At 56.0% G+C, this 12241-nt stretch carries 8 protein-coding genes and 3 tRNA genes; 7 read left to right on the top strand and 4 right to left on the bottom strand.

The annotated features are described in order from the left end of the window. Positions 1 to 34: 34 nt before the first annotated feature. From JHD62_RS06045 to JHD62_RS06030, 4 genes are all read left to right on the top strand, one after another. The gene (locus JHD62_RS06045) at positions 35 to 1186 is read left to right on the top strand and encodes an ATP phosphoribosyltransferase regulatory subunit (RefSeq protein WP_045844763.1); all 1152 of its coding nucleotides are present in this window, start codon (positions 35 to 37) and stop codon (positions 1184 to 1186) included. A gap of 32 nt (positions 1187 to 1218) precedes the next feature. Then, on the top strand, positions 1219 to 2514 hold the full coding sequence (locus tag JHD62_RS06040) for an adenylosuccinate synthase (RefSeq protein ID WP_199102168.1): 1296 nt from the start codon (positions 1219 to 1221) through the stop codon (positions 2512 to 2514). Positions 2515 to 2653: 139 nt separating this feature from the next. Then, positions 2654 to 3703, top strand: coding sequence for an oxidoreductase (locus tag JHD62_RS06035; RefSeq protein WP_199102167.1), 1050 nt, complete (start codon positions 2654 to 2656; stop codon positions 3701 to 3703). After that, the gene (locus JHD62_RS06030) at positions 3700 to 4191 is read left to right on the top strand and encodes a heme-degrading domain-containing protein (RefSeq protein ID WP_199102166.1); all 492 of its coding nucleotides are present in this window, start codon (positions 3700 to 3702) and stop codon (positions 4189 to 4191) included. The genes JHD62_RS06035 and JHD62_RS06030 overlap by 4 nt, the downstream gene beginning before the upstream one ends. Before the next feature lie 12 nt (positions 4192 to 4203). On the opposite strand, the gene JHD62_RS06025 is transcribed toward JHD62_RS06030, so the two are convergent. Beyond that, the gene (locus JHD62_RS06025) at positions 4204 to 5361 is read right to left on the bottom strand and encodes a cytochrome-c peroxidase (protein WP_370541036.1); all 1158 of its coding nucleotides are present in this window, start codon (positions 5359 to 5361) and stop codon (positions 4204 to 4206) included. A gap of 298 nt (positions 5362 to 5659) precedes the next feature. On the opposite strand from JHD62_RS06025, the gene acpA reads away from it, so the two are divergent. Continuing rightward, positions 5660 to 7276: an acid phosphatase gene (gene acpA / locus JHD62_RS06020; RefSeq protein ID WP_233160674.1), complete on the top strand. Its 1617-nt coding sequence runs from the start codon at positions 5660 to 5662 to the stop codon at positions 7274 to 7276. A gap of 146 nt (positions 7277 to 7422) precedes the next feature. After that, positions 7423 to 8841: a DHA2 family efflux MFS transporter permease subunit gene (locus JHD62_RS06015; protein ID WP_233160672.1), complete on the top strand. Its 1419-nt coding sequence runs from the start codon at positions 7423 to 7425 to the stop codon at positions 8839 to 8841. 55 nt (positions 8842 to 8896) lie between these two features. Here JHD62_RS06015 and JHD62_RS06010 read toward each other — a convergent pair. The 3 genes from JHD62_RS06010 to JHD62_RS06000 form a co-directional block, all read right to left on the bottom strand. Then, positions 8897 to 8983: transfer RNA gene (locus JHD62_RS06010), tRNA-Leu, on the bottom strand. A gap of 53 nt (positions 8984 to 9036) precedes the next feature. After that, positions 9037 to 9123, bottom strand: a tRNA-Leu gene (locus JHD62_RS06005). A gap of 51 nt (positions 9124 to 9174) precedes the next feature. Further along, positions 9175 to 9261: transfer RNA gene (locus tag JHD62_RS06000), tRNA-Leu, on the bottom strand. 76 nt (positions 9262 to 9337) lie between these two features. Here JHD62_RS06000 and rnr point away from each other — a divergent pair. Further along, positions 9338 to 11953, top strand: a complete 2616-nt coding sequence (gene rnr / locus JHD62_RS05995) for a ribonuclease R (RefSeq protein ID WP_199102164.1) — start codon at positions 9338 to 9340, stop codon at positions 11951 to 11953. Positions 11954 to 12241 lie beyond the last annotated feature (288 nt).

Genomic DNA, 12241 nt, shown 5'->3' with positions numbered 1-12241 from the left:
ATGAATCCCGCCTTTTATTTGTCGAAAACGGAATATGCGTAACTGGCTGTTACCCGAATACATTGCGGACATTCTGCCCGCCACTGCCCGCCAGGTGGAGTCTGCCAAGGCGGCGATGCTGGAACAATTCCGCTGTGCAGGCTATGAACTGGTCCTGCCGCCGCTGATCGAATATGTCGATTCGCTGATCGCCGAAGGGGATACCGCGCTGGATCTGAAAACCTTCAAGCTGGACGACCAACTTTCCGGTCATCAGCTTGGGTTGCGTGCCGACATCACCCCGCAGGTGGCGCGTATTGACGCTCATTTGCTGGGCCATCGCACTGGTGTGACGCGCTTGTGCTATGCCGGCAGCGTGGTGCATACCCGTCCCAACGGTTTGATGAGCTCGCGCCAGCCCATGCAGGTTGGTGCCGAGCTTTATGGATATGCCGGTATCGAGGCGGACATCGAAATCATCGAACTGATGTTGTCCACGCTGGAACAGGTCAAGGTGCCGCAACTGCGTCTGGACGTCGGCCATACCGCCATTTTCCGTGGTCTGGCCAATGCCGCAGGCTTGTCGCCGCAGGCAACCCGCGAGCTGTTTGCCGTCCTGCAAAACAAGGATGCAGCCAGTATTGCCGAACAGGTTGCCGGTCTGGCCGAACCGTATCGCTCTGCCTTCCTGGCTCTGCCGGAGCTATACGGCCCGGCCAGCGTGCTGGAAAAGGCGCGTACCCGTCTGCCTTCATTGCCGGAAGTGGAACTGGCACTGATGCAGCTGACTGCCATTGCCCGTGCCTTTGAAGGCCGTGTTGCCATCAGCTTCGATCTGTCCGAGCTGCGCGGCACGCACTACCATACCGGTTTGATTTTTGCCGCCTATGCCCCGGGCTGGGCGGTGGAGCTGGCCCGTGGTGGCCGCTACGACAATGTCGGTCGTCGTTTTGGCCGCGCTCGTCCTGCAACAGGTTTCAGTCTGGATCTGCGTGATCTGATCCAGATCCTGCCGGAACGCGGCAGTGCCATGGGCATCCGCGTTTCCAATCGCCATCTGCCAGCGGCTCAGGCAGAAGTCGAGCGCCTGCGCGCCGGCGGCGAAGTCGTGATCATTGATTATCTGGGGGAATCAGCCGAGGCCATCGGCTGCAACCGTGAACTGGTTCCGGCCGCTGACGGCTGGCAGATCGTCCCCTTTAACTGATTTTTAGTTTGACTGAAGAAGAGGTTTTTCCAATGTCCAAGAATGTTGTCGTGATCGGTACCCAATGGGGTGATGAAGGCAAGGGCAAGATCGTTGACTGGCTGACCGACCACGCACGTGCTGTGGTACGTTTCCAGGGTGGTCACAATGCGGGCCACACCCTGGTGGTGAATGGCAAGAAAACCGTGCTGCGTCTGATTCCGTCCGGCATTCTGCGTGAAGGCGTGGAATGTTTCATCGGTAATGGCGTGGTGCTGTCGCCTGAGGCTCTGCTGAAGGAAATCGACGAACTGGAAGCTGCTGGCGTGAATGCCTCGGCCCGTCTGAAGATTGCCGAAGGCTGTCCGCTGATCCTGCCTTACCACGTGGCGCTGGATCAGGCGCGCGAAGCCGCGCTGGGTGCAGGCAAGATCGGTACCACCGGTCGCGGTATCGGCCCTTGCTACGAAGACAAGGTTGCCCGTCGTGCACTGAAGGTGATCGACCTGTTCAACCCGGAACGTTTTGCCTCCAAGCTGAAGGAAAACGTTGAGTACTACAACTTCCTGTTGACCAATCTGCTGAAGGCAGCACCGGTAAGTTATGAAGCTATCCTGGCTGACACCATGAAGCTGGCCGAGCGCATCAAGCCGATGGTGTCTGACGTGTCGCGTACCCTGTACGACATGGACAAGGCCGGTATTCCCATCCTGTTTGAAGGTGCCCAAGGCACCCTGCTGGACATCGACCACGGTACCTACCCCTTCGTCACCTCGTCCAACTGCGTGGCTGGTGCCGCAGCACCGGGCGCAGGCGTGCCGCCGCAGATGCTCAGCTACGTGCTGGGTATCGTGAAGGGCTACTGCACCCGCGTGGGTTCCGGCCCCTTCCCGAGCGAACAGGAAAACGAAATTGGCGCATTCCTGGCCAAGCGTGGTAACGAGTTCGGTTCGGTTACCGGTCGTCCGCGTCGTTGTGGCTGGTTCGATGCCGCCGCGCTGAAGCGTTCCATCCAGATCAACGGTGTGTCCGGTCTGTGCGTGATGAAGCTGGACGTGATGGACGGCCTGGAAGAAATCCAGCTGTGCACCGGCTACATGCTCGATGGCAAGAAGATTGACATTCTGCCCTTCGGTTCCGATGCGGTAACCAAGTGCGAACCAGTCTACGAAACCATGCCGGGCTGGACGGATTCCACCGTTGGTGTGAAGCGCTGGGAAGACCTGCCGGCTAACGCCCAGGCTTACCTGAAGCGCATCGAAGAAGTATGTGGTGCGCCGATCGATATCGTTTCCACCGGTCCTGACCGTGAAGAAACCATCGTACTGCGTCATCCTTACGGGCTGTAATCCTGGCCTGATCCAAAAAAGCCCACCTCATACGGTGGGTTTTTTTTATGCATCAGTGCTGGCATGATAGCGCTAACACCCTGGATGCAGTCTCTCTCCTGCGCGTGATTCACCTGCCTTGCCTCCCCCTGGAAATAACATGAGCACACCTTTGAATGCTGTATTGCTTGGCTATGGTTATGCCGGTAAAACCTTCCATGCTCCCTTGATTGCCGCCTGCCAGGACCTGCGCCTGTACGGGATTGTCAGCAGCAAGCCTGGACAGTTGCAGGCTGACTGGCCTGATGCACGGTGCTGGCCCTCGCTTGAACAGGCTTTGCAAGATGCAGCAGTCGATCTGATTGTGATTGCCACCCCTAATGACTTGCATTTCGAACAGGCACGTGCTGCATTGCTGGCTGGCAAGCATGTCGTCGTCGACAAGCCGTTTACCGTCACGCTTGGCGAGGCAAGACAGCTGGATGAGCTGGCAAAGCAGCAGGGTGTGTTGTTATCCGTTTTCCATAATCGTCGCTGGGATGCAGATTTTTTGACCCTGCGCCAGTTGCTGGAAAGTGGCCGCTTGGGGCAGATCAGCCAGTTTGCCTCGCACTTTGACCGCTACCGTCCTGAAGTACGACAGCGCTGGCGCGAGCAGGGCGGGGCCGGTAGCGGTTTGTGGTACGACCTGGGTCCGCACCTGCTGGATCAAGCCTTGTTGTTGTTCGGGCGTCCTCTGGGCGTGACCGCCTTTCTTGCCACGCAGCGTCAGGGTGCCAAGGCAACGGATTATTTCCATGTGCAATTGCGCTATCCTGCAACGCACGTGGTATTGCATGGCTCATGCCTGGTGAGTGGTGGTAACCCGCGCTATGCGGTGCATGGTGATCTGGCCAGCTACGTCAAATACGGACTGGATACGCAGGAGTCGGACTTGAAGCAGGGCAAGGCTGTGGGCGCAGAAGGATGGGGCAATGACCCTCTGCCCGGGCAGCTGATCGTGGCTGAAGGTGATGTGAGCCATTGCTCGCAATGGGCTAATCAGGTTGGTGACTATCGTTGTTACTACCAGCGTGTTGCTGCAGCCATCCGTGGGCAGGACAGTAATCCCGTGACTGCCGCCGAAGCCACCAATGTGATGGAGTGGCTGGAGCGCGCCGTGCGTAGCGCTGCGTCGGGGCGTGAAATCTCAGCGGAGGAGGTGCTGTGAGTATCGAGCAGGATTTGCAGATCATTGCGCAGCAGGAAGCCCTGCTGCAATTCAAGCAATTCGATGCGGATACCGCGTGGCTGGTGGGTTGTCGTCTGCGGGAGGAGGCAATACGGCGTAGTGCCGCACTGGCGATTGTGCTTACTCTCAACCAGACCCGGCGCTTTCAGTGCCTGATGCCGGGTGCCACAGCCAATAACGAGGACTGGGCCAGGCGCAAGCATAATGTGGTGCAGAAGTTCGAGCGCAGCTCACTGGCCATCGGACTGGATTGCCAGCGCCAGCAAACCACCCTGCAGGAGAAGAACGGACTGCTACTGGCAGATTACGCTACCCATGGCGGCGGGTTTCCGCTGCTGCTGGAAGGCGGCGTGTGTGTCGGCTCGGTCGTGGTGTCCGGTTTGCCACAACGCGAGGACCACCAACTGGTGGTGGATGTACTGGCTGCCATGCTGAGCCGGGAGGATGTACCCCGGCTGGATGCGTAAGCGCAGCGGCCCCTATGGCCCGCTGCGTGCCGGGCGGGCATCTGCATCCGTCAGTGTGCCGAGAAAAGCCAGCAAGTCGTTGATTTCTTCTGCGTTAAGCGCTGGCGATGCGCCCTTTTTTCCACCAAAGGGGGCATCGCGGTTGATGTTGCCATGATAAACCGTCGGCAAATCATCAAACATGACCACCTGGCCATTGCTGGCGACGGGGTACCATTTTTCCGGCTGGGTATCACGGCTGGCATAGAATTCCACCGCCTTGCGCAAATCATGGAATACCCCGTTGTGGAAAAACACCTTGCGTGTGGCCACATTGCGCAAGGACGGGGTCCGAAATAGCCCGCAGTATTCTGCTTTCTGCATATCCTGGCGCACTGGTCCACATAGACCCATATCGTGGAATGCCGTATTCCGATTTATTTCCAGTTGTCGATTGCGTGGTAAACCCAGCGCAATCAGGCCAAAGTCGCTGAATGCCGGAAAAGCCCCATCGGCCTGGCGTTCACTCAAATGGCAGGCAGCACAGTTGCCCTTGTCCGGATTGTTGAATACTTGCAAGCCGCGCATCTCCTGACGGCTCAGATCAGCCTTTCCCCGCAGCCAATCATCATATTTGCTGCTATACGGGTAAAAATCTGCCGGATTTTGCTGGAATACCTCCAGTGCCAGCACCAGTTTGTCGAAGGCTTGTGCCGGGTACTGGAAAATATCCTTGCCGAAAACTGCCATGAAGGCGTTGGCACTTGTACTGCCTTGTAGCTGCTTCACCACCTGGTCTGCGCTGACATTGGCCATTTCATTGCTTGCCAGCAATGGAATGGACGCCTGTTCGTGCAAGCTGGCCGCGCGGCCATCCCAGGTAAAGCCCCCGGTTGGTCCTGCATCCTCACTGTCATTGCCATCGTTGTCGCGGAAGTGCTCGCTAAAAGGCGGTACGGTCTGTAAATAGCGCAAGGACGGCACGGCACGGTTACCCATTTGCTTGCCATCCAGCCCGCCAAGCTGTGCCGACTTGCCATCCGGAGGGCCGTAAGCATGATCCGGGCTGTGACAACTGGCACAGGATTGCTTGCCATTGGCCGATAGCGCCGTTTCAAGGAATAGCTGGCGTCCCAGCTGGGTCAGCTGATGGTTGTCCGGTATTGAACTGACTGCATAAATACCGGCCACCGGGCTGACTTGCGCTTGTCTGCCTGCCTGTGAGCATGCGCAAAGACTGCCGAGCAGCACAATGCCGCTTAGCCAACCAGAAATGCGTAACAGGGGAGTGGAGTGGTACATGGTGCTTGATCGACGACAGGATTGTTGCAACATAGCGTAGTTTCATCACGGCCTGATGACGTTAATCCTCTGTACTAGGGTCAGTAACTGCCGCCTTGCACCGTCAATTATTTTCAGTTTCTAATCCATCATCATGCTGCAACACGCCGCAGCGACAATCGCTGGTATTCAGCATACGGAGACAGACATGAAAATTTCCAGGCCCTTGTTGGCACCGATGGCGCTGACCCTTGCTCTGGCGGGTTGTAACAGCATGCCTGTAGCGGCACCGACAACTGCCGGCTCGCTTGATGCCATCCAGAACGTAGTGGTCATTTTTGCCGAAAACCGTGCTTTTGATAATTTGTACGGGCTGTTTCCAGGTGCAAACGGCATACCCGGGGTGAACCCCTCTTCACGTGGTATGTACATACCGCAGAAGGATTTTGATGGTTCCGTGCTCCCCGTATTACCGCCGACCTGGGGGGGGCTGACGGTAGCCGGGCAGCGTGTCACCTTGTCCCAGGCACAAACCATGGGCTGGCCCAACCGGCCGTTCCAGCTGGATGATCCCAAAGGAGTGCAGGGCAGCGGCACCGTGATTGCGCAGGATGTCACGACACGAGATCTGGTTCACCGTTTTTATAACAACCAGATGCAGATCAATGGTGGTGCCAACGACAAGTTTGCCGCTTATTCCGATGCTGGTGGTCTGAGCATGGGGTATTACGATGGCAGCAAGATGGCCTTGTGGAAACTGGCGCGCCAGTACACGCTGGCCGACAACTTTTTCATGGGTGCCTTTGGTGGTTCCTTCCTCAATCACCAGTACCTGATTTGCGCCTGTGCTCCGCAATATCCGCATGCAGATGCAGCTGACTCGCCGGCTCGCGATTCCATCTCGGCCATCGACACCGATGCACAGGGACGCTTCTTGCGTCTGACGCCTGCTGCCAGTGCCAAGCCATCGGTTCTGGAGGGCAAACCAAGCTACAAGAATGACGGCAACCTGACGCCAAAAGACCAGCAGGGCATGTTCTATGCAGTGAACACCATGCAGCCGTTATATCAGCCCAGTGGCAATGCCCCGGCTGCCAATGGAGCAAGTCAGTATGCCGATACTGCCAAGGCAACCACCTTGCCTGCCCAGAACGGTCCGACCATCGGGGATCGGCTGAGCGCCAAAGGTGTGAGCTGGGCCTGGTATGCCGGTGGCTGGAATGCTGCACTTGCCGCGCGCAGCAATATCTACAATGGCAGTACGCCAAACTTCCAGCCTCATCATCAGCCCTTCAACTATTACGCCGACTTTGATCCGCTTACCCGGCAGGCTAATCGTCAGGCACACCTAAAGGATTTTGATGCAGAGTTCCTCCAGGCTGCACAAGCCGGGAAGCTGCCAGCAGTTTCATTCTATAAACCGCAAGGGAATGTCAATCAGCATGCAGGTTATGCCAGCGTGGCAGATGGCGACGAGCACATTGCCCAGGTCATTGCCCGTCTGCAGCAGAGCCCGCAATGGAAGAACATGCTGATTGTGGTGACTTACGATGAAAACGGTGGCATCTACGACCATGCACCAGTTCCGCAAGGTGACCGCTGGGGGCCGGGTAGCCGAATTCCTGCCATCATCATTTCCCCCTATGCCCGCAAAGGCTTTGTCGATCACACGCAATACGATACCGGCTCCATCCTGCGCTTCCTGACGCGCCGTTTTGAGTTGCAACCTTTGCCTGGCGTACTGGAGCGTGATGCCGGTTTGCGCGCTCATGGGTCAGCCCCTATGGGTGACCTCAGTAACGCCTTGCAGTTGCCAGCGCAGTAACGCCCCGGAGGTGTCATCACAAACAAGGCAGCCATGCGCTGCCTTGTTTTATTCAGTCATCCGCAACACTTGTTTGTAAGATCCTTGCGGTGGGTTTGGGTCAAGCTGTTAGACTGAATTCAGATTTTCTACCGCTTTGACACGACATGCAGTTTCTTCTTGCCCGCGGCATGCTGACGCCGCTCATCATTGCGACCGCATTATTCATGGAGAACATGGATGCCACGGTTATTTCCACCTCCTTGCCCGCCATTGCACAGGATTTGTTGGTTGATCCGGTGGCGCTCAAGCTGGCGCTGACCTCCTATCTGGTCAGCCTTGCCGTCTTTATCCCCGTCAGCGGCTGGATGGCGGACCGTTTCGGCGCACGTCGCATTTTCCGCTCGGCCATCCTGGTTTTCATGGCGGGTTCCATTCTTTGCGGCTTCAGTGGCTCGCTGGAGTCATTTGTCCTGGCACGCTTCGTACAAGGTATGGGCGGAGCGATGATGGTGCCAGTGGGACGACTGGTCATCTTGCGCACAACGCGCAAGGATGAATTGGTCCGGGCGTTGAGTTACCTCACCATTCCTGCCTTGCTGGGCCCTGTTATCGGGCCACCATTGGGTGGGTTTATCACCACGTATTTCCATTGGCGCTGGATATTCTTCATCAATATTCCCATTGGTCTGCTAGGCATGGTGCTCGCCGGCCGTTTCATCGAGAATCTGCGGGATGAAAATGTACCGGCACTGGACAAGACCGGCTTCTTCTTGAGCGGAGTGGGCTTGTCCATGCTGATGCTGGGGCTGGCTACCGAGGGCAAGCATATGCTGTCTGCCAACCTTTCTTTGGCAGTCAGTGTGGCTGGGGGAGTAATGTTGCTGGCTTACTTGCTGCATTACCGCCGGGTTGACGAGCCCTTGCTGGATTTGTCCTTGCTGCGCTTGCCAACTTTTCATGCCAGTGTCTTGGGGGGCTTTCTCATTCGCATGGGGATAGGTGCTACACCTTTCCTGTTGCCCTTGATGTTGCAGCTTGGTTTTGGCTACACGCCTTTTCAATCGGGCTTGCTGACTTGCTCCACCGCAGTTGGCGCCATTTTCATGAAAACCATTGTATCCCGCGTGCTCGAACGCTTTGGCTTCAGGCAAGTACTGACCTGGAATGCCGTACTGGTCGCCTTGTCCATGGCGGTGTACGGGCTGTTTCGTCCCGAAACACCGCACTGGGTGATGCTGCTGGTGTTCGTACTCGGTGGTTTTCTGCGCTCTTTGCAATTTACCAGTCTGAACGCCATTGCCTTTGCCGATGTGTCACAGGCTCGCATGAGCCATGCAACCAGTCTGTCCAGCGTGGCGCAGCAATTGGCAGCTGGGTTTGGTGTGACTTTTGCAGCCATCATTTTGCAGACGACTGCGGGATTGCAAGGACATGGGACTTTGCAAAGCAGCGATTTCGCCTGGTCTTTTCTGGCGATGGGCATGCTGACCTTGCTTTCGGTCGCATTTTTCTGGCGGCTGGATCGTAATGCTGGTGCTGCACTGGCAGTACGCGGGGAGGGTAGCAAAAAGCAAGCACAATGAAATTATCTGCGCAGAAATGAAAAAAGCCGTTGATCGGAGATCAACGGCTTTTTATTGGTGCCCAAGAGAAGACTCGAACTTCCACACCCTTGCGGGCGCTAGGACCTGAACCTAGTGCGTCTACCAATTCCGCCACCTGGGCAAAGCAAATTGTCGTACTGCAAACCAGCAGTAAATGCTGATTCTAAAAATTGTTGGTGCCCAAGAGAAGACTCGAACTTCCACACCCTTGCGGGCGCTAGGACCTGAACCTAGTGCGTCTACCAATTCCGCCACCTGGGCAAACCAAATTTTCTGCTACAAGCTGAACAAGCACTCTACAATACAGTTTGTTGGTGCCCAAGAGAAGACTCGAACTTCCACACCCTTGCGGGCGCTAGGACCTGAACCTAGTGCGTCTACCAATTCCGCCACCTGGGCACTGCTTTGCTGTATCATTCAGTTGCTGTCTTGCTGCAACGAGATGCGAATTATAAACAAGTTTCTGAGGGTGTCAATGGCCCAATCTGCAAAAAAACAAAAAAACATTCCCCTGCGTTTGCAGGATCCCTTCTTGGAACGAGAAAAACTCAAATATTCCAATCCCTTACCCAGCCGGGAGTTCGTTCTGCAACTTCTGGAAAATAACGGTGTGCCAATGTTTCCGGAAGAACTGGCCGCCATGTTGTCTATCAAGAATACCGAATTGGGCTTCTTTGAGCGCCGCCTGCTGGCCATGGAACGTGAAGGTCAGCTGATCATCAATCGCAAAGGTGCAATTTGTGCCGCTCAAAAGCTGGACCTGATCAAGTGCAAGGTTTCCGGTCACCGTGACGGTTTTGGTTTTGCTCTGCCGGATGAAGGTGAAGGCAGTGGGGTGGATATCTTCCTGCCCGAGCGTGAAATGAAAAAAGTCATGCATGGCGACCGCGTACTGGTCCGTCCTTCCGGCGTTGATCGTCGTGGCCGGCAGGAAGGAAAAATTGTCGAGGTGCTGGATCATGCATTCAGCAAATTGGTAGGGCGCATTCATCAGGAACGTGGGGTATGGATCGTCACGCCAGAAGATCGTCGTATCCGGCATGAAATCCTCATCGAGCCAGGCAGTGAGAAGGATGCCAAGCATGGCCAGGTGGTGATGGTGGAAATCCTGCAATATCCGGATGCCTACCGACAGCCGGTAGCCAAGGTTGTGGAAGTGCTGGGCAATTATGCTGATCCGGGCATGGAAATTGAAATTGCGCTGCGTAAACATGCCTTGCCGCATGAGTTTCCGGCAGAAGTATTGGCCCAGGCCAAGTCCACACCCAAGAAAGTGCGCAAAAAAGACTTGTCCAAGGATCGTGTCGACTTGCGCCATCTGCCATTGGTGACCATTGATGGTGAAACCGCGCGCGACTTCGATGATGCTGTCTATGCGGAAAAGCAAGGCAAGGGTTTCCGACTGATTGTGGCTATTGCTGATGTCAGTCATTACGTTCAACCGGGTGATGCCCTGGATAAGGAAGCACTGGAGCGAGGAACGTCCGTTTATTTCCCGCGCCGTGTCATTCCCATGCTGCCCGAAGCACTGTCAAACGGCATCTGTTCCTTGAATCCCGATGTCGAGCGGCTGTGCATGGTTTGTGACATGCAAATCAATGGCAAGGGCGAGGTCAAGCGTTACCAGTTCTACCCGGCCGTAATGCTGTCCAAGGCTCGGCTGACTTATACCCAGGTATGGGACTGGATCCAGCATGGGACCGATAATCCGCTGTTGCCGAATATCCAGACGCTTTACAGTCTGTTCAAGGTATTGCTGGCTGCGCGGGCCAAGCGTGGTGCAATCGAGTTTGACTCGATTGAGACCCAGATGATCTTCAACGAGCAGGGCAAGATAGACAAGATCGTTCCGGTGGTCCGCAATGATGCGCACCGCTTGATTGAAGAGTGCATGCTGGCGGCCAATGTTTGTGCGGCGGACTTCTTGCTCAAGAGCAAGCAAAAATGCCTGTATCGCGTACATGAAGGCCCCACGCCGGAAAAACTGGAGAACCTGCGAAACTACTTGCAGTTGGTTGGGCTTACTCTTGCGGGTAACGACAAGCCGACAGCCAAGGATTATGCCAAGCTGGCTGAGCAGATTCACGGCCGCCCCGATGCGCCTGTCTTGCAAACCATGTTGCTGCGCTCCATGCAGCAGGCCGTCTATACGCCAGACAATAATGGCCACTTTGGTCTGGCTTATGATGCCTACACGCATTTCACCTCACCGATCCGCCGTTACCCGGATTTGCTGGTTCACCGTTCCATCAAGGCGGTATTGCAGGGCAGCAAATACAAACCCGGCAAGTGGGCCCAGCTGGGTATGCATTGCTCCATGACAGAGCGGCGGGCGGATGATGCCAGTCGTGATGTCGAGTCTTGGCTCAAGACTTACTATATGCAGGACAAGGTAGGCGAGGTATTCGAAGGCAAGATCAGTGCCGTCACCAGTTTTGGCGTGTTTGTGTTGCTGGATGATGTTTATGTGGAAGGCCTGGTGCATATCTCCGAACTGGGTAAGGATTACTTCCACTTCCGCAAGGATATTCAGGCAATCGTTGGTGAAAAGAGCGGGATGTCTTATCGCCTCGGCGATACGCTGACGGTAAAGGTGGTGAGCGCCAATCTGGAAAATGCCCAGGTTGATTTTGCATTGGTGCGCGATACTACGCAGCCTGGATTGGCTTCTCCCGCAGGTAAGCGCGAGAAGACACAGCATGCAAGCCATACTGCTACATCCTCCCGCAAGCAGACCAATCATGGTGGGCGTAGTCGGAATCAGCATGGCAAACATGCTGCCAGCCGACAAGATAATGTCGCTGCTGTTCCGCAAGCGGCATCGGCAGCATCCGGCAGGGCAAGGAATCAGCATAAACCGGCAGCGGTGCCAACGCCGGTGGATCCTCGGCCGCCTGTGAAAAGTGAGCCAGCGAAGTCGACAGCCGCACGACGCAAGCCTGCGGGAAGTTCCGTAGCTGCGCAGTCTGCGGGGGATGCCGTTGTACCTGCTCCGCGTTCGCGCCGTAAGCCGGCTGCAAGTTCTGAGGCAGCGGTACCATCTGCACCGCGCGGCCGTAGCCGAAATACCAAGAAGCCGGACAGTCAGTAAGCTGTCATGAGGACAGCCCTCTTCTGGTATCGGAAATGGCTGACTCATCAAAAAGCCCGGCCCAGCCGGGCTTTTTGATGCCTGTGTCGGCGGGGAAACCAGCTTTTTGCGCCAGTTTCCCTCGTGGGTCAGCGTCAGGAAGGACGCCAGTGCATCGCCGACTGTGCACCCGCAGCAAAACAGTCATGAAACCCGAATTTCATAAAGTATTACCGTTCAGTGACTTAGCGCGCAGCGGGGCGGAATTTTGGCAAATCCTGCAGATTTCTTCGCACAAAGTGTTGACGA

Origin of the sequence: Aquitalea sp. ASV11, from assembly GCF_016429185.1 — a bacterium.
GTDB lineage: Bacteria > Pseudomonadota > Gammaproteobacteria > Burkholderiales > Chromobacteriaceae > Aquitalea > Aquitalea pelogenes.
Note: the sequence above shows the minus strand (reverse complement) of the source record. Positions and strands in the feature narration are given on the sequence as shown.

What these genes read in the sequence shown, in the direction of transcription:
- JHD62_RS06015 (WP_233160672.1), top strand. Translation starts at nt 7,423, where the DNA reads ATGCAGTTTCTTCTTGCCCGCGGCATGCTGACGCCGCTCATCATTGCG.
- acpA (WP_233160674.1), top strand. Translation starts at nt 5,660, where the DNA reads ATGAAAATTTCCAGGCCCTTGTTGGCACCGATGGCGCTGACCCTTGCT.
- JHD62_RS06035 (WP_199102167.1), top strand. Translation starts at nt 2,654, where the DNA reads ATGAGCACACCTTTGAATGCTGTATTGCTTGGCTATGGTTATGCCGGT.
- JHD62_RS06045 (WP_045844763.1), top strand. Translation starts at nt 35, where the DNA reads ATGCGTAACTGGCTGTTACCCGAATACATTGCGGACATTCTGCCCGCC.
- rnr (WP_199102164.1), top strand. Translation starts at nt 9,338, where the DNA reads ATGGCCCAATCTGCAAAAAAACAAAAAAACATTCCCCTGCGTTTGCAG.
- JHD62_RS06040 (WP_199102168.1), top strand. Translation starts at nt 1,219, where the DNA reads ATGTCCAAGAATGTTGTCGTGATCGGTACCCAATGGGGTGATGAAGGC.